The organism is Micromonospora sp. CPCC 206060, from assembly GCF_036906895.1.
Lineage (GTDB): Bacteria > Actinomycetota > Actinomycetes > Mycobacteriales > Micromonosporaceae > Micromonospora.
The window spans coordinates 16,849-34,588 of the sequence record NZ_JBAKHU010000015.1 but is presented as its reverse complement, the minus strand read 5'-3'; the positions used below and the strand labels follow the sequence as shown (position 1 = coordinate 34,588).

Genomic DNA, 17,740 nt, shown 5'->3' with positions numbered 1-17,740 from the left:
CGGGGCTCGCGGACGCTCCGTGGGAGGTCGCCGGTGGCCGGGACGGATGATCCGACCCGGCCACCGGCGTGGCCGTGCTCAGCGTCCTTCCGGGACGAGCCGGACCCGGCGCAGCAACTGGGCGTTGAGCGCCACCACGATGGTGGAGGCCGACATCAGCACCGCACCGACCGCCGGGCTGAGGGTCACCCCGGCCCAGGCCAGGGCTCCCGCCGCGAGCGGGATCGCCAGCACGTTGTAACCGGCGGCCCAGGCGAGATTCTGGATCATCTTGCGGTACGACGCCCGGGACAGCCGGATCACTCCGGTGACCCCGCGCGGGTCCGACGAGGCCAGGATCACCCCGGCCGACTCGATGGCCACATCGGTACCGGCACCGATGGCGATACCCACGTCGGCGCGGGCCAGGGCGGGGGCGTCGTTGACGCCGTCGCCGACCATCGCCACGGTCAGGCCCCGGGCCTGCAGGTCGCTGACCGCCCGGTCCTTGTCGGCGGGCAGCACCTCGGCGAAGACCTCGTCGACACCGGGCCGGAACCCCAGACCGGCAGCTACCGCCTCGGCGACCGGACGCGCGTCCCCGGTGATCATGACGATCTTCCGTACTCCCTGTTCCCGTAGCTCGGTGATCGCCGCGCGGGCCTCCGGGCGGACCTCGTCCGCCAGCGCGAACCCACCGACCACCTCGGGCCGGCCGGTGCCAGGCAGGTGGACCAGGTACAGCACCGCCGCGCCGCGCGCCGACCAGCCGGCGGCGACCGCGGTCAACTCGGCGGGGACGGTGGCGCCTACCTCCCGCAGCAGCGCCGGACCGCCGACCGCCCAGGTGGTGCCGTCCACGACGGCCTGTACGCCTCGGCCGGTCAGGGACCGGAAGTCCCGGGCCACCGCGTGCAGGCTCCGGTCCTGCGCCGTCGCGACCAGCGCCCTGGCCAGCGGATGCTCGCTGTCGGCCTCCACCGCGCCCGCGATACGCAGCACGTCGTCCTCGCGGGAGCCGTTGGCCGCCGCGATGGCGGTCACGGTGTGCGCACCCCTGGTGAGGGTGCCGGTCTTGTCGAACAGCACCGCATCGACGGTGCGCATCCGTTCCAGGGCGAGGCGGTCCTTGACCAGGATGCCGGCACGGGCCGCCACCGCGGTGGAGATCGCGATCACCAGCGGGATGGCCAGTCCGAGCGCGTGCGGGCAGGCGATCACCAGCACCGTCACGGTCCGCGCAACCGACTGGTCGATGTCACCGACGACCCACCAGGTGCCAAAGGTGACCAGCGCTGCGGCAACGGCAAGGTAGAACAGCATCGCGGCGAACCGGTCGGCGAGCACCTGGGCGCGGCCGCTGGACGCCTGGGCCTGGGCGACGAGCCGACCGATGCCGGCCAGCGCGGTATCCTCACCGACCGCGTCGACCCGGACCCGCAGCGCGGAGTCGGTGGCGACGGTACCCGCGACGACCCGGTCCCCGACGCCCCGGGACACCGGGCGCGACTCGCCGGTGATCATCGACTCGTCCAGTTCGGCGGCACCGTCGACGATCCGGCCGTCCGCCGGCACCCGCCCGCCCGAGCGGACCAGTACCAGGTCACCGACCTGCAGCCCGGTGGCCGCGACCCGCTGCACCGTGCCGTCGTCGCCGATCCGCTCGGCGTCGTCGGGCAGCAGCGCGGCCAACGCCGCGAGGGCGCCGTGGGCCTGGCCGATGGCCTTCATCTCCTGCCAGTGCCCGAGCAGCATGATCGTGACCAGCGCGGCCAGTTCCCACCAGAAGTCCAGGTCGAAGGCGCCGAGGCTGGTGGCCAGCGACGCCGTGTAGGCCACGGTGATGGCCATGGTGATCAGTAGCATCATTCCGGGCGCCCGGTCGCGGATCTCGCGGACCCCACCGACCAGGAAGGGCCAGCCGCCGTAGAGGAACACCACCGAGCCGAGGACCGGTCCGACCCAGCCCATTCCCGGGAAGTCGAGGGTGTAGCCGAACCACTCCATCACCATGTGGCTGGTGACCACGGTGGGCACCGTCAGGACGAGGCTCAGCCAGAACCGGCGGCGGAACTGTTCCGGGTCGTGTCCGGCGTGCTTGTCGTGTCCGGCGTGCCCTTCGGGCCCGGGGTGGCCTGGCGTGCGGTGGGCGGCTGCATGGTCGTGGTGGGGCCCGTGGGCCCCGGGCTGCCGGGGGCCGGGGACGGAACCGTCGGCTGGCCCGGCTGCGGGCTCCGGCGGGTGTGCGGGCCCGTGATGGTGGTGTCCGCCCACCGGCCCCATGGCCGTCTGGTTTGCGTTGGCTGTGCGGTCGTGTCTCATCACACCCAGGACGGTATACCCCCTAGGGGTACTCGACAAGTACCCCCAGGGGGTAACCTCCGCCACCTGTCGGATCCGCTGCACACTGCTCCGGCGCCATCGACAGCATGACGGTGGCCGGGAGAACCGGCCACCGTCATGGGATCAGGGGCGCGAACCGACCAGGCCGTCACCGCACGTGGCGGGGACGACGACCGTCATGCGTCGTCGGCCGGCGAGAGGGCCGGGTAGTCGGTGTAGCCCTCGTGGTCGCCACTGTAGGCCCGGGTGTAGTCGGGCGCGTTGAAGGGGCCACCGACCTGCAACCGTCGCGGCAGGTCCGGGTTGGCCAGGAAGAGCGCCCCGTAGGACACCAGGTCCGCCGCGCCGGTCTCGAGGAGCTTGAGCGCCTCGGGCCCGGTGTACCCGCCGGGGGTGAACGGGTTGAGGATCAGCGTGCCGGTCCAGAGTGCCCGCAGCTCGTCGGTGAACTCGGTGTCGGGCCCCTCGCCGACGTGCAGGTACGCCAGGCCGAGCGGGTTGAGCCGGTCGAGCAGCGCACGGTAGGTCTCGCGGTGGTCGTCCTCGACGATGTCGTTGTACGGGTTGCTCGGCGAGATCCGCAGTCCGACCCGGTCGGCGCCGATGGCGTTCACGACCGCCTCGGTCACCTCGACGACGAACCGGATCCGCCCCTCGACGGTGCCGCCCCACCCGTCGTCGCGCTGGTTGGTGTTGGTGGCCAGGAACTGGTGCAGCAGGTAGCCGTTGGCCCCGTGCAGCTCCACCCCGTCGAAACCGGCGTCGATCGCGTTGCGCGCCGCCGAGGCGAAGTCCGCGACGGTCTGCCGGATGCCGGCCTCGTCCAACGGTTGGGGGACGACGAACTCGCGCGGGCCGTCCAGGGTGTACACCGACCCGTCCGCCCGTACCGGCGACGGGCCGACCGGCGTCAGGTCCTCGCGGTAGACGTCGGGGTGCCCGATCCGGCCGGTGTGCATCAGCTGCGCGAAGATCAGCCCGCCCCGCTCGTGTACCGCAGCGGTCACCGGCCGCCACGCCTCGACCTGCTCGACCGTGTGCAGGCCGGGGGTGTTCGGATAGCCCTGACCGACGGCGGAGGGCTGGGTGCCCTCGGTGATGATCAGCCCCGCACTGGCCCGCTGGGCGTAGTAGGTCGCCACCAGCTCGGTCGGACTGGCTCCTGGTCCGTGCGCGCGACTACGCGTCATCGGGGCCATCACCACCCGGTTGCGGGCGGTGTACCGACCGACGGTGACCGGTTCGAATGCTCTGGACATGTCTGCACTCCCTACGACCCGATTAGCTGTTCCGAACAGGTAAATGCCCGCCCGGGTGGGGATATTTCCTCGGCACGCAGTGATCGGGACCACAACTGGCGTGAACAGGTAATCTGGCGGGCATGGACGGAGGGGACGTCCCGGCAGCGTGCCGGCGCCCGGCAGTCGCGGCATGCGGCCCGGTCAGCCACGCGGTCTTCCGGTTGGCCCGGACCCACCGGATGCTCGCCGGACAACTGCTCCGCGAGGTCGGGCTGCGCCCCGGACAGGAACTGCTGCTGATGCGGCTGTGGGAATGCGGCCCGCAACGGCAGAGCGACCTGGCCACCGAGTTCGACACCGACTCGGCCAGCATGACCCGCACCGTGCAACGCCTCGAACGCGCCGGCTACGTCCGCCGCGTACCGGACCCCACCGACGGTCGGGCGACCCTGGTCGAGCCCACCCCGGCCAGCATCGGCCTACGCCGACAGGTCGAACGGATCTGGGAGGACCTCGAACGCCTCACCGTCGGCCCGATGACAGCCGACGAGCAGCAGGCCGCGCTCGGTACCCTGCACCGGCTGGAGGACAACCTGCTGGCATCCCCGCCGGACCAGGCAGCCGGGCACGCCGTCGACGACCTGCCAGTGCCATGACAGGGCAACGCCGCCTCGTACCGGTCACCCGGCCTGGTCGATCGTCAGACCACGCAAGAGCGGAACTTCCGGCGACGGCGCAGCCGTCATCCGGCAGTCGCGGCGAAGGGTCTCCCGGGGCGGGCGAGCAGGATCAGGCCGACGGTCCCCACGGCGGCGGCGAGAAGCGGTAGCGCGGAGGTCCGCCCCGCCGAGTGCCAGACGGCACCCAAAGCCGACCCGGCGACGATACCGACCTGGAAGATGATGCCGTACAGGGCGTTGGCGGTTTCCGCTCGCGGTCCGGCCGCCCGGCGGAGCACGGCCAGCGTGGTCGAGACGACCAGCAGGGAGAAGGCCCCGCCCCAGAGCAGCAGCAGGGGAACCCCGAGCGCCGGCAGCCCGAGTCGACCGGCGAGGTACAGACCGAGCAGGGCGGTCACGAAGACGACGGCGGCGGCGGCGCGGGTGCCGGTGACCGGGCTACGGTCGGCCAGCCGACCCCCGAGCACGCTGCCCAGGACGGCTGCCGCCCCATACCCGAGCAGCGCGACCGTGAACGCGGCGCCGTGCACCCCGAGGCTCTCCGCCGTGTACGGCGCCACGTAGATGTAGAGCACGAAGTGTCCGGTCACCGCGACGGCCGTCACGAGAAGAATCGCGACCAGTCCCGGGGTACCGAGCGTGACCCGCACCCCGGACGCCGCTCCGCCCCGCTCCCGGTGCGGGGCGGGCAGTGGCGGCAGCAACCGGATGACCGTGACGGCGAGCGCCAGGGAGACCACCGCCACGGCGGCCATCGCGGTACGCCAGCCGGCGAGCTGACCGAGCAGCGTGGCCAGGGGGGCGCCGACGACCATGGCGGTGGCCGCGCCGACGCTGACCCGGCTGCCGGCGCGGTTCCTGGCGGTCTCGCTGGCCAGGCGGATAGCGGTGGGTGCGGCCACGGCGAAGAAGACGCCGTGGCCGAGTGCGGCGAGGCACCGCCCACTCGCGAGTACGGCCAGGTTCGGCGCCGCCGCCGCGAGTACGTGCCCGACGCCGAAGACGACCGCGCTGACCACCAGCACCGTCCGACGGTCGAACCGGGCGGACCATCGGGTCAGTGGTACCGCGGTGGCCGCCGCGACCAGCGCGTACCAGCTGACCGTGAGCCCGACCTGGCTCTCGCTGGCCCGTACGCCGCGTACGACGTCACCGAGCAGACCGACCGGTGCGGTCTCGCCGGTGACGACGATGAACGCGACGGCGGCGAGGGTGACGGTGGCAGCGACCTCGGCCCGTCGGGATGGCGTCGACCCGGCCCGCCGGTGCGGCGAGGTGGAGGTGTCGGCTGTCATGGCGGTCCTTTCCCGGTCACCCTCCCTGCTTCTGATCAGGGCCTACGCACCCTACGGGACAGGCCGGACGCGGTTGACCGGGCCGGCCGGCCGTCGCAGCCGGCAGGAGACCGAGTGGACAACGCACGGTCGGTGACTTCCGCACCAGCTCACACAAACTAGTGACAATGCCTCTATCTATCGCCTTCGGGGGCAAATAGGTAGGCTGATGCGGGTTGGACCGCTCCGGTCCGGAGCGTCCGGTGGTCATGCGCGCACGGGAAGACCGGTGGGGCCATGGCGCACGACGTCGGCAGAGGAGCCCCCGCTGGTGGTACCGCACCGGCGGAACCCGTGCGGAACAGTGGCTGCCGGTCAACCATCGGCCCCCCGGCGAGCAGGCGCGGGACGGCCACCGGACGCCCCGGTCGAGACCGCAGCCGGGAGCGGCAGTGAGAGCCACCTGGCGGCAGATCAGCCACCTCGACCCCGGCCTGCGGCTGCTGATGGTCAACCAGCTCGGCATCAACCTGGGCGTCTACATGCTGATGCCCTACCTGGCCAACCACCTCTCCTCCGGGCTGAACCTGGCCGCCTGGACGGTGGGCCTGGTCGTCGGCGTCCGCACCCTCAGCGAACAGGGCCTGTTCCTGGTGGGCGGGATGCTCGCCGACCGGTTCGGCTACCGCCGCATGATCGCGCTGGGCTGCGCCCTACGCGGGGCGGGTTTCGCGCTGCTCGGCCTCGTCGCCAACCTACCCATGGTGCTGGTGGCCTCGGTGGCGGTCGGGTTGGCGGGCGCATTGTTCGGTCCGGCGGTCCGTGCCTACATCGCGGCCGAGGCCGGGGAGCGACGGGTCACCGCTTTCGCGTTGTTCAACGTCTTCTACCAGACCGGCGTCCTGACCGGACCACTGATCGGTCTGGCGCTGCTGAGCGTGGACTTCCGCGCCGTCTGCCTGACCGCAGCGTCGGTCTTTCTGGCACTGAGCGTCGCCCAGCTACGGCTGCTGCCGCCCGGACCGTCGGCCTGCGGGAGCAGCCGACGGATCGGCCTGGCCGGGGTACGGGCCGACTGGCGTGAGGTGACCCGCAACCGGTCCTTCCTGCTGTTCTCACTGACCATGGTCGGCTCGCACGTCCTGTCGTCGCAGATCTATCTCGCCCTGCCGTTACAGGCGACGGAGGTCCTGGCAGCGGACGGCGACCTCGGCAGCGGGGCGCTGTTCGGGCTCTCCGCCGTCGTCGCGATCGTGGGTCAGGTCTGGGTAACCGGGTGGGCCTGGCAGTGGGGGAACCCGGCGCGGGCGGTCGCCCTCGGACTGACCCTGATGGCGGTGGCCTTCCTGCCGCTGGCGATGACGGCCGACCTCACCGCCCGGGGCGGTTCCCGGGGGATCACCGTACTGGCGATGGTCCCCACCCTGGCCGCGACGGTGCTGCTCACCCTGGGCAGCGTCGTGGCGTACCCGTTCGAGATGGACACCATCCTCGGCCTGACCCGTGACCGCCTCGTCGCCACCCACTACGGGCTGCACAACACCTTCGCCGGAATCGGCGTCACCGTCGGAAACCTGATCACCGGCGCGGTCTGGGGCCTGGGTCAGGACTGGGGGTTTCCCGCGCTGCCCTGGCTGGTACTGACCGCCACGGGTGCCACCTGCACCGCAGCGGTGATCATGCTGGCCCGCTCCGGCCGGCTCGACGCACCATCCGCCGCCTGGACCGTGCCGTCCGACCGCCAACCGGCGGGCAGCGGGACAGGAACGGCCGTCCCGGCCACCACGGACACCTCCACAGCCGGCCCCCTGCTGAGCTGAGGACCTCCACCATCAGCGACGTGCTCCTGGCCACCTACGGTTGGTGAGGATCGGGCCGGGTGTGGCCTGACCAGGTATCAGGCCGGTGGTTGCCGGCCGGGTAGGCACGGATGTCCGCAGCCCGGACCTCGGCCCACACGGTGTGACCGGGGGCCAGGTGGAGACGGGTGGCGGCGGCCGGGCTGATGTCGGCGGCCACCGTGATCGGGCCGGCGAGGTCGATGCGAAGGTTGTCGCCGTGGCGTTGGATGCCGGTGATGGTCGCCGGCCAGGTGTTGGCGGGAGGGCCGTCGGGCTGTTGCGGGTGCAGGGCGACGGCAGAGGGTGGGAACGCGACCAACACGTCGCCGTCGAGGCTGTCGGTGGTGGTGAGGGTGCGACCGGCACCGACCTGCACGGCGTACCCGTTGGCGTGACCCGGGTGGAGGTTGAGGCCGACGAGGCGGGCCACGTAGTCGGTACGTGGTCGGGTGGTGATGGTGGTGGGGTCGCCCTCCTGGACGACGCGGCCGTCCTCGACGATGACGAGCCGGTCGGCCAGGACGAGGGCGTCGAGAGGATCGTGGGTGACCAGCAGGGTGGCGCCGGGATGGCCGGCGAGCTGACGCTGGAGTTCGGCGCGGGTGTCCAGCCGGGTCCGGGCGTCGAGTGCGGCGAGGGGTTCGTCGAGCAGGAGGAGGACCGGTTCGACGGCGAGTGCCCGGGCGAGGGCGACGCGCTGGGCCTGTCCGCCGGAAAGGCGGCGGGGTCTACGGTGGGCCAGCCCGGCGAGGCCGACCTGGGCGAGCCGCTCGGCGGCCCGCTCGCGGGCAACGTGCCGACGCATGCCGTGACGGCGCGGGCCGAAGGCGACGTTGTCGAGCGCGGACAGGTGCGGGAAGAGCAGGTAGTTCTGGAAGACCACGCCGATCGGGCGATGCTCGGGCGGGGTGTGGAGCCGCCGGTCGGGGCGGTCGAGGTCGTGGCCGGCCAGCGTGAGGTGGCCGGCGGACAGCGGTTGCAGACCGGCGAGGGCGCGCAGGGCGGTGGTCTTGCCGGCGCCGTTGGGACCGAGCAGCGCGACCACCTCCCCGGCGTGGATGCGCAGCGGCAGGTCGAGCCGGAAGGCGCCCCGGTCGACGACCAGGTGTGCGTCGAGCAGCGGGGTGGGATGTTCCGTCGGATGGGTCATGGGCTGGTGAGCCACCTGTCACGTAGGGCGACGAGGATCGCCACGGAGACGGTGAGCAGGACGAGGCTGAGCACGATCGCCATGTCGAGGTCGGTCTCCAGGGCCAGGTAGACCGCCAGGGGCATGGTCTGGGTGCGGCCGGGGTAGTTCCCGGCAAAGGTGATGGTCGCCCCGAACTCACCCAGCGCGCGTGCCCAGCACAGCACCGTGCCGGCGGCGATGCCGGGGGCGACCAGCGGCAGGGTGACGTGGGTGAAGATGGCCCACCGGCCGGCGCCGAGGGTCGCGGCGGCCTCCTCGTAGCGGGTGTCGGCGCCGCGTAGCGCCCCTTCGACGGCGATGACCAGGAACGGCATCGCGACGAACGCCTCGGCAGCCACCACGCCGGCGGTGGTGAACGGCAGGGTGACGCCGAACGTGGCATCGAGCCAGCCGCCGACGAGTCCGCTGCGGCCGAACACCAGCAGCAGCGCCACCCCGCCGACGACCGGCGGTAGCACCAGCGGGACGGTGACCAGGGCGCGGACGAGCCGTCGACCGGGGAAATCCGTCCGGGCCAGCAGCCAGGCCAGGGGCACACCGAGCGCGAGGCAGACGAGGGTGGCGGCGGTGGCGGTCTGCAGCGACAGCCGCAACGCGGTCAGCACGCCGGGTTGGGCCAGCCGCTGCGGCAGGGTGCTCCACGGCGCGCGGATCACCAGCCCGGCGAGGGGCAGGACGAGGAACAGCAGCCCCGCCACGGCCGGCAGCAGCAGGGCCACCGGCACCCGCTGCGGCTGGTGACGGCGCGGTGACGCGGCGGTCGTCCGGACCGGGTCGCCCTGCTGGTCGGGGAGCGTCATCGTCCTACGGGACCTGGAAGCCGGCGCCGGTGAGCACGCTCCGGCCTCCGTCCGACAGCACATGGGCGACGAACGCCTGCGCGCCGACCGGGTTCGGGGCGTCCTTCAGTACGGTGATCGGGTAGTCGTTGACCGCGCGGGCCGACTCGGGGAACTCGACCGCGTCCACGTCGGCGGTGGAGGCTGCGACGTCGGTGCGGTAGACCAGCGCCGCGTCGACCTCGCCGAGTTTCACCTTCGACAGGGCGGCCCTGACGTCCCGTTCCCAGGTGACCGGGGTCAGCGGGACACCGGCGGCGCCGAGCGCCTGCTTCGCCGCCGCGCCGCACGGCACCTGCTCGGCGCACAGGGCGACCTTCACCCCGGGCCGGGCCAGGTCTGCCAGGCCGGTGACTTCCGCCGGGTTGCCCTCCGGTACGGCGATGACGAGCTGGTTCCTCGCAAACGTCACGGTCGGGCCGTTCCCGTTGCCGGCGTCCGTGACGGTCCGCATGGTGCCCGGGTTGGCGGAGGCGAACACGTCGGCGGGGGCGCCCTGGTTGATCTGCGCGGCCAGGGCGGAACTGCCGGCGAAGTTGAACACGACCCGCACCCCCGGGTTGGCGGCCTCGAAGTCCCGGCCGATGCGGGTGAACGATTCGGTCAGTGACGCCGCGGCCAGCACCGTGACGGTGCCGGTCACGCCACCCGCAGCGGGTCGCGGGCCGGTGGTCTGCGCTGCGCCACCGCATCCGGTCAGGACCATCAGCGCCAGCGCGGCCAGGGTCGCCCTGATCCTCCGCGCCCTCACTGGCCGGCCCTCCCCCGTTGGGGCACAGCCGGGGTGGACCGCTCGACCACCACCGTGGTCGACTTGATCACCGCGACCGCGACCGAGCCCACCTGGAGGTCCAGCTCGTCGACCGCCTCGCGGCTCATCAGCGACACCACCCGGAACGGCCCCGCCTGGATGTCGACCTGGGCCATCACCGTGTCCTTGACCACGGCTGTGACGATGCCCCGCAGCCGGTTGCGCGCCGAGGACTCCTCCGACCTGCTGTCCGGATCGGCGGCCTGGGCGCGTACGAAGCCGGCCAGGTCGACCCCGTCGATCACCCGGTGGCCGTGCTCGTCGCGCAGGGCGACGAGCCGGCCGGCGTCCACCCAGCGGCGCACCGTGTCCGTACTGACACCGAGTAACTCTGCGGCCTCACTGATCCGGAACATCGTCACACCCGACACCCTAGCGGGCCGCACCTACGGCAGGATATCCGACCTTGAACCCGTATCTTCCAGGCTTTTGCCGGTTGGCATGCCGCATCTGCCGCAGTGCCGCAGGTGGTTGTCAGAGATGCGTGTGGACCCACTCGCCGAGGGCGCGCGCGCAGCCGCCCACCGACTCCTGCCAGGTACGTTCCGCGCCCTCCCCCGCGTCGTCGCTGACGTGCTTGATCAACCGGATCGGCACCCCGCACTGCCGGGCCGCCGACACCAGCGCGTAGCCCTCCATGTCGACGAGTTGGGCCCGGGCGGCGAGCCGGGCGCGGGCCGCCTCGTCGGCGACGAAGATGTCTCCGGTGGCCAGCACCGGGCCGACGCCGGTCAGAGCCACCGGCGCCCCCACGGTCAGGCCGGTCAGACTCCGCAGGAAATCCGTGTCCAGGTCGTGCTGGATGACGCTGCCCACCTCGTGGGTACCGGTCCAGCCCGGTTGCAGGGCACCGGCGGTACCGAGGTTGATCACCGCCGACGGCCGTGGCCCCCGGGCCAGGGTCACCGCGAGCGCGGTCGCGGCGTTGATCTTTCCCATCCCGGTGAGCAGTACCGGGACACTGCGGTCGAGGTGGGCGGCCTCCTCTGCCAGGGCCAGGACGAGTAGCGGCCGGTCCGGGGTTACCACTCCCTGAAGATCCATCGCGCGATCGTATCCAGCATCCGGCGCCGGACCGAACCCCTGCCGTATCCGGGAGGATCCCGGCGGGGCTGCGCCGGCACCGATGTTGCCGGCACAGCCCCGCCGGGTGACCGGCGGGACCGCCTCGCCCCGACGAGCGGGACTGATGACCCGGCGGACGGAACCTAGACGCGGGTGACGCGTACGGCGTCGGCCACCACGTACCCGGTGGTGCCGGTCCAGCGGCTCACCGCGACCAGGTTCCGGTCACCGGCGGCCAGGTTGAAGGTGCCCAGGGAACGCCAGACGCCGCCGCTGGCGCGTTGGTCCACGTTCACCGTCCGGTTGCCGGAGCTGGTGACGACGATGTGCGGGGTGGCGCTGTTGTAGCCCGGGTCGGCCGGGTGCCGTACCTCGACCCGGTAGTCGCCGGTCTGCGGGATGCTGACCTTGAACCAGGCGGCGTCGCTGGCGAGCGTGGGGTTGGCGAACCGGTAGTCGGCCCCGTAGCGCTGGCTGGAGTAGGTGGACGTACCCCAGTTGCTGCTCGCGGTGAACCGTCCCGTGGTGGCGTTGTCCACGATCGTGCTGTAGGCGGGCGGATTGGTGGTGGTCAGGCCGAGGTGGCTCGCGACGGCCTCCGCGTGCCCCCGGGCGGTGGCGGTGATGAAGTCGGCCCGCTTGAGCAGGTTCGCGTCGGCGACGGTGTCGATGAAGAGGTTCTCGGTGAGTACGGCGGGCATGGTGGTCTCCCGCAGTACGTGGAAGTTTGCGGTCTTCAACCCCCGGTCGGTCACGGAGCCGACCGACCGCATGCCGGCGAGCACCCTGCCGTGCAGGGCGTTGTGCAGGTTGATGGTGGCGGCGTCGGATGTCGGGTACCGGTAGCTCTCGAAGCCGGTGCCGCCGCCGGAGTTGATGTGCACGCTGACGAAGATGTTCGCGCCCCACGCGTTGGCGTCGTCGGTGCGGTAGGTGAGGCTGCGGGTCACATCGGTCGTGCGCGACATCCGGACGTCGACGCTCCAGTTGGCCAGCAGGATGCTGCGCGCCTGCAGGGCGATGGCCAGCGTCAGGGCCTTCTCCTGAAGGCCGTTACCGACCGCGCCCGGGTCGGTGCCGCCGTGCCCCGGGTCGAGGTAGACCTTGGGCAGCGCGGCGTGCGCGCGACCGGCGACAGCCGGTGCCACGGCGGCACCCGCGAGCGCGGCGAGCAGTGTTCGGCGCCGCAACGGTGTGTTGTCGAGCATGGGAGTACCTCGTCATCCGTGACCAGAGAGATCGACACTGGCCAGGACTATAATGAACATCGATCTTTTGTGAAAGATGTCTACAGGGCCAGGTTCGTCGCGCGAAGGTTTCCGCCCTCGCCCCGGTCCCGCGGTGAGGGCAGCCCGCCCGGTCCGCCCGATCCCGCCCGATCAGGTCGGTCCTGGTCGGGACAGGACTCGGCAGCAGGCGGGGATTCCGGCCCGCTGTGGCATGATGTCGCCTCGATCGGCTACATCAGGGCGGTCCGGGACACAGACGGTGAGTGGGAATGCTGCACCCTGGGCTGAAGCTCGGCGACCGGTACCGTCTCGACACCCGTATCGGTGCCGGCGGGATGGGCGAGGTGTGGCGGGCGGTCGACGAGGTGCTCGGCCGGGTGGTCGCGGTCAAGGCCATGCTCCCGGAGGTGGCCGACGAGCCGAGCTTCGCCCGGCGGTTCCTGGTCGAGGCCAAGTCCATGGCCAGCGTGAACCACCCGGCGGTGGCGTCCATCCACGACTACGGCCGTAGCGACGGAATCACCTTCCTGGTGATGGAGTTCATCGACGGCGAGTCGCTGTCCCAGGTGCTGGGCCGGCACGGCCGTCTGACAGCCGCCGACACGATGCGGTTCATCGCCCAGGCGGCGGACGGTCTGCAGGCGGTCCACGACTGCGGGATCGTGCACCGCGACATCAAGCCGGCCAACCTGCTGATCCGCCGCAACGGCTCGCTGCTGATCACCGACTTCGGCATCTCGCGTACCGAGGACGGCACGCACCTCACCGTCTCCGGGGCCGTCCTCGGCACCCCCACCTACCTGTCGCCGGAGCAGGTACTCGGACAGCCCGCCACCGCGCTCAGTGACGTCTACTCGCTCGGGCTCACCGCCTACGAGTGCCTGGCCGGGCATCGGCCCTTCAGCGGGGACAACCCGTACGCGGTGGCCCTGCAACGGGTACAGACCGCACCCCGCCCGCTCGGCGGGGACGTCCCCCGCCCCGTGCTCGACGTCATCGGGCGTGCCCTGGCCACCGATCCGGCCCACCGGTGGCCGTCGGCCGCCGCCATGGCCGACGCGGCCCGGGCTGCCGCGCACGGCCAGTGGATGGCCGCCGGGCACCCGCCGCCACCGCTACCGTCCACGCCCGGATCCGTCCGGTCGACAGCGGTACGACGTCGATGGATCGTGGCCGCCGCGCTGCTGGTGACCACGCTGGTCGGTGGCATCGCGGTGTGGCAGCTGACCGGTACCGGAAACCGGGACGGCGGGCAGACGGCCGGCGCCGACCCGACGCGGCCGGACAACGCGGTACCGACCACGCAGCTACGGAAGGCCGGGCTCGTGGCCTGCGACGCGGCGCTCTGCCCAACCGAACCACTGTGCTGGGGTGGGCTGACCTCGATCAGCGGGACCGCGATGCCGCCCCGCCGCGCCGACTGCACCGGGGAACACTCCTGGCAGACGTTCTCGGCGACCTACCTGCCCGCCGACGCGGTCGACGTACCCCAGGACGAGCTGCTGGCCCGCGCGGACATCGGCGCGGCCTGCTCGGCGCCGGTGATGGCGGCCCGCAGCGCCGATCCGACGGCCACCACCGGCTGGATCCGCGAGCCGTGGCCGGTGAAGCTGCCCGGCACCGAGACCTGGATCGTGCACTGCATGGCCCGGCCGGAGTCCGGCAAGTACTCGGCGTCGGCCTTCGTGACCTCCTGACAGGTCAGGTTCACGCCGGCCGGACCAGCCGCTTCGGCTGCGATGGCCCGGCCGGCGCGGTGGGTCAGCAGTTGGCGGCACTCAGGGTGCAGGGTTTGAGGATGGAGTGGTAGTCGAAGAACCTGGCGGAGGGCTTCTTGCGGATGTGCGAGGTGTCCATGTCCCGGATGACCTGGCCCTCGCCCTGGGTGAAGCCGGGGTTGGACCGGTAGCCGCCCAGGTACACGCCCTCGGGGCCGCTGCGGTTGGCGACGGCGATGTGCAGGTAGTCGCCGGTACGACTCTGCCACAGCGGGCTGAGCAGGCCAGAGGTCATGTCCGCGTTCACCGCCACCACGTCGACCCCCATCCGGGCGAGCACGTGGGAGGTCTCCGGCGGCAGCATGTCGACGTCCTGCATGAGCGCAACCCGGCCGTAGTCACGGTCAATCACCCAGTAGTCGTCGGACAGGTGTGCCGCCGGGATGGACTCGCTGCGGGCGCGGTGCGTTCGGACGTACGGGTAGTCGGTCCCGGTGGAGGTGATCAGCAGGCTCCGGGGGGCCTCGGTGGCGGTCGCCGGGTAGTGGACCAGCAGGTCCAGGTTGTGGCTCTGCGCGTAGCCCCGCATGCTGGCCAGACCAGCGGCGTCCACGGTGAAGTAGTTCGCCGGGAACACCACGAGACGGAGCGTCTGACCGGCTGCGACCGCAGCCGTGCGGGCCTGTTCGGCGGCGGCCTGTGCGGCGGCCCACGGGGTCTGGGCCGGGCCTGGGTCGACGGCGGCGGTGGCGAACGTGGTCGCCGCCGGCTGCTTGAACTGGGTCTGGGTGTAGGTCTCCAGGGTGTCCTGGGCCAGCAGCGAGTACATCCCGGGCCGGCGTTCCACCGGGAACGTGCGGGTCTGCCGGACCGGCACCAGGCCGTACCCGATGGCGTCTACGTGCGCGGACAGGTCGGCCAGGATCGTGCCCTGGTGGGTGGCGATGATGCTGCGGGAGCCGTAGTTGAAGTCGTAGGCGTAGGGCGAGGGGATGGTGAAGGTGTCCTGGGTGAAGGCGGTCGGCTTCGTCCCGGCGGTGCCGGATCCGTAGCGGTTGGCGACCACCATGGCGAAGTCGTTCTCGAAGGTCCGCAGCCGGACGAAGTCGGTTTCGATGCCCACGTTGGCCGGTGCCAGCAGCAGCGTGGCGCCCGCCACCGCAGCCGCCCGGGGGAACTGCGAGTAGAACATGTCGGAGCAGATCACGAGGGCGATCCGCCCGTACGGCGTGTCGAAGGTGGGCACCGGCGCATCGGTGATGGCGTTGTACGAGGACTCCAGGAGGTGGTTGCGCTTACGGTAGACGCCGGCCACCTTCCCCAGCGGGTTGAGCAGCACCGCCACGTTGAAGTACAGGTTCTGCTGGGGCACGTACTGGGGCATGCCGAAGGCGATGTAGGCGTCGTACTGGTCGGCGATCTGGCCGAGGGCCTGGGTGCTCGGGCCGGGGACCGTCTCCGCCACGGTGGCGATCTCGGAGCGGCTGAAGAACGAGTACCCGCTGGTTGCCATCTCGGGCAGCACGATGATCTTCGCGCCGTTCTGGGCCGCCTCGGTCGCCAGATCGACCAACTTGGCCCGGTTACCGGCGACGTCGCCCTCGGTCGGCGCGAAGTGGATCGTCGCGATCTTGACGGTGGTCGTCCGCCCCGCCGTCGAACCGTCGACCGGGGAGGGGCTGGCGTGTGACGGTCCTGCGGTGAGCCCGACGACGATCGCCAGGGCCAGGCTTGCCGGGACCAGGCGTGGGTGAGGTCCGAGGATACCCATCTTGTCCTCTCTGTCTGAGGTGGACTATGCCTGCTCGCCGCGGGCGGCGAGAGCAGCGCCGAGAAGGCGTCGAGCGACCTGGGGGTTGGACGCGAGGTGCACGTGGATGTAGCTGGCGACGACGTTGCCGACCGCGTATCCCGCAACCGAGGTGGCGCCGTCGCTGCTGGTGACGTCGAACAGGTGCGGCAGGGTCGCGGTACCGGCGATGCGGGACTGGTGGAACTCCTGTCCGCGCAGCGTCGTACCGGCTGGCCCCAGGGGCGAATCCTGCCGGGTGCGTACCTCGACGTACCGGATCGCCAGGTGTGCGGGGTCCATCACCACGTCGAGGGGCAGGATCCCGGTCATCGGGTGGAGTGTCCCGTCGTACCCGGTGAGGGAGTCCGCGAGGTACATCAGGCCGCCGCACTCGGCGTAGATGGGCGTCCCGGTGGTGGCGCGGCGACGCAGTTCCCCGGCCAGTCCGGTGTTCGCCGCGAGTTCGGCGGCGAAGCTCTCCGGGTATCCCCCACCGATGTACACCGCGTCGGTGCCGTCGGGCAGGGCCGGATCACTGGTCGGGCGGAACGGCACCAGCTCGAATCCGGCGGCCCGGAGTACGCGCAGGTTCTCCTCGTAGTAGAAGCAGAAGGCGGCGTCCCGGGCGACGGCCAGACGGGCACGGGCCGGTGCCGGTGCGGCCGGTGCGGTATCGGCGGGCTCGGTGATGTCGGCCGGCTCGGTGGCTCGCCCACCGGCCACAGCCAGGAGCCGGTCGATGTCGAGATCCGCGCCCGCCCTGCGCTGTGCGTCGTCGCGTTCGGCGCGCGAGGTCGGGTTCTCCTCGACGGTCAGCAGTCCGAGGTGCCGCTCGGGTACCGCCAGTCCGGCCTGGTACGAAACGGTGCCGACCACGAGGTCGCGCAGCTCGGGGCGGAGCGAGTCGAGGACCATCTGGGCGTGGCGCTGGCTTCCGGTGCGGTTGAGGATGCAGCCGGCGACGGTCAGATCCGGATCGAAGTCGCGCATGCCGGCCAGGACGGCACCCGTCGTCCTGGTCATCCCCCACACGTCGAGGACGACCACGACCGGCACGTGCAGGAGCTTGGCCAGGTGGGCCGCGCTGCCGACCTCGGTGCCGTCGGCGCCGTCGAAGAGGGCACCCATCGATTCGATGACGCTGATGTCAGCGCCCGTCGAAAAATTGTGGAACGACCGCCGGATCGCGTCGGGACCCATCATCCACAGGTCGAGATTGATCGCCGGCCGACCGGTCGCCTCGGTGTGGTATGCGGTGTCGATGAAGTCCGGACCGATCTTGAATGCCTGCACGGTGAGCCCACGGTCGCGCAGCGCCCGCAACAGGATCGCGACGGTGGTGGTCTTTCCGGCGCCGCTGTGGGAGGCGGCCACCAGGATCGCCGGTCGGACATTCCGGATACCGGGCGACCCGGACTCCATAGCCACGTCTGGATGATGCCACAACGGCGTTCGCAATTCGGGAAACGACACCGGCACGACCGGCGGAACTGCGCCGGCCGACCCGTTCGAAATTACCGCTCCTGTCGGACCTCCGGCATTGCGCAATCACCGGCGACGGCGGGTACGGAAATGGTCAGACCGTATTCCGGCTGATCTCACCCGCCCGACCGGGCCGCCGGCAGCGCTCAGCTATCCGGTTTCACGCACGACCTGCGACGCCCTGCCGGGCACAGCATGGTCGCCGCGATCCGCGCACCGGCGTCGCCCGCTGGTCGACGGCCGCACCAGACGTC

At 71.6% G+C, this 17,740-nt stretch carries 14 protein-coding genes; 3 read left to right on the top strand and 11 right to left on the bottom strand.

From position 1 onward, the window contains the following. Positions 1-78: 78 nt before the first annotated feature. Positions 79-2,262, bottom strand: coding sequence for a heavy metal translocating P-type ATPase (locus V6U90_RS12905; protein ID WP_442933581.1), 2,184 nt, complete (start codon positions 2,260-2,262; stop codon positions 79-81). Positions 2,263-2,498: 236 nt separating this feature from the next. Continuing rightward, positions 2,499-3,581 (bottom strand): alkene reductase, encoded by a 1,083-nt coding sequence (locus V6U90_RS12900; protein WP_334434942.1) that lies wholly within the window; start codon positions 3,579-3,581, stop codon positions 2,499-2,501. A 122-nt stretch (positions 3,582-3,703) separates the two neighbouring features. On the opposite strand from V6U90_RS12900, the gene V6U90_RS12895 reads away from it, so the two are divergent. Continuing rightward, positions 3,704-4,219, top strand: a complete 516-nt coding sequence (locus tag V6U90_RS12895; protein ID WP_334434940.1) for a MarR family winged helix-turn-helix transcriptional regulator — start codon at positions 3,704-3,706, stop codon at positions 4,217-4,219. An 86-nt stretch (positions 4,220-4,305) separates the two neighbouring features. Here V6U90_RS12895 and V6U90_RS12890 read toward each other — a convergent pair whose 3' ends face one another. Then, positions 4,306-5,538, bottom strand: a complete 1,233-nt coding sequence (locus V6U90_RS12890) for an MFS transporter (protein WP_334434938.1) — start codon at positions 5,536-5,538, stop codon at positions 4,306-4,308. A 431-nt stretch (positions 5,539-5,969) separates the two neighbouring features. On the opposite strand from V6U90_RS12890, the gene V6U90_RS12885 reads away from it, so the two are divergent. Further along, positions 5,970-7,337, top strand: a complete 1,368-nt coding sequence (locus tag V6U90_RS12885) for an MFS transporter (protein ID WP_334434936.1) — start codon at positions 5,970-5,972, stop codon at positions 7,335-7,337. 34 nt (positions 7,338-7,371) lie between these two features. Here V6U90_RS12885 and V6U90_RS12880 read toward each other — a convergent pair whose 3' ends face one another. The 6 genes from V6U90_RS12880 to V6U90_RS12855 all read right to left on the bottom strand — a co-directional run bounded on the left by V6U90_RS12880 (position 7,372) and on the right by V6U90_RS12855 (position 12,473). Further along, on the bottom strand, positions 7,372-8,508 hold the full coding sequence (locus V6U90_RS12880; protein WP_334434934.1) for an ABC transporter ATP-binding protein: 1,137 nt from the start codon (positions 8,506-8,508) through the stop codon (positions 7,372-7,374). Beyond that, positions 8,505-9,350: an ABC transporter permease gene (locus tag V6U90_RS12875; RefSeq protein ID WP_334434932.1), complete on the bottom strand. Its 846-nt coding sequence runs from the start codon at positions 9,348-9,350 to the stop codon at positions 8,505-8,507. Before V6U90_RS12875 ends, V6U90_RS12880 begins: the two co-directional genes overlap by 4 nt. 4 nt (positions 9,351-9,354) lie before the next feature. Next, positions 9,355-10,140: a molybdate ABC transporter substrate-binding protein gene (modA, locus tag V6U90_RS12870; protein ID WP_442933578.1), complete on the bottom strand. Its 786-nt coding sequence runs from the start codon at positions 10,138-10,140 to the stop codon at positions 9,355-9,357. Beyond that, the gene (locus V6U90_RS12865; RefSeq protein ID WP_334434930.1) at positions 10,137-10,562 is read right to left on the bottom strand and encodes a TOBE domain-containing protein; all 426 of its coding nucleotides are present in this window, start codon (positions 10,560-10,562) and stop codon (positions 10,137-10,139) included. Before V6U90_RS12865 ends, modA begins: the two co-directional genes overlap by 4 nt. Before the next feature lie 112 nt (positions 10,563-10,674). Continuing rightward, positions 10,675-11,244, bottom strand: a complete 570-nt coding sequence (locus tag V6U90_RS12860; protein WP_334434928.1) for a nucleosidase — start codon at positions 11,242-11,244, stop codon at positions 10,675-10,677. 164 nt (positions 11,245-11,408) lie between these two features. Next, the gene (locus V6U90_RS12855) at positions 11,409-12,473 is read right to left on the bottom strand and encodes a golvesin C-terminal-like domain-containing protein (RefSeq protein ID WP_334434926.1); all 1,065 of its coding nucleotides are present in this window, start codon (positions 12,471-12,473) and stop codon (positions 11,409-11,411) included. Between the two features lie 290 nt (positions 12,474-12,763). Here V6U90_RS12855 and V6U90_RS12850 point away from each other — a divergent pair, with 290 nt between their 5' ends. Then, positions 12,764-14,191 (top strand): serine/threonine-protein kinase, encoded by a 1,428-nt coding sequence (locus V6U90_RS12850; protein WP_334434923.1) that lies wholly within the window; start codon positions 12,764-12,766, stop codon positions 14,189-14,191. Positions 14,192-14,255: 64 nt separating this feature from the next. Here V6U90_RS12850 and V6U90_RS12845 read toward each other — a convergent pair whose 3' ends face one another. Continuing rightward, positions 14,256-15,983 carry a nitrilase-related carbon-nitrogen hydrolase gene (locus V6U90_RS12845; RefSeq protein WP_334434921.1) on the bottom strand — a complete coding sequence of 576 codons (1,728 nt, stop codon included), beginning with the start codon at positions 15,981-15,983 and terminating at the stop codon, positions 14,256-14,258. Positions 15,984-16,007: 24 nt separating this feature from the next. Continuing rightward, the gene (locus tag V6U90_RS12840; RefSeq protein ID WP_334435108.1) at positions 16,008-17,426 is read right to left on the bottom strand and encodes a cobyrinate a,c-diamide synthase; all 1,419 of its coding nucleotides are present in this window, start codon (positions 17,424-17,426) and stop codon (positions 16,008-16,010) included. Between the last annotated feature and the right edge of the window lie 314 nt (positions 17,427-17,740).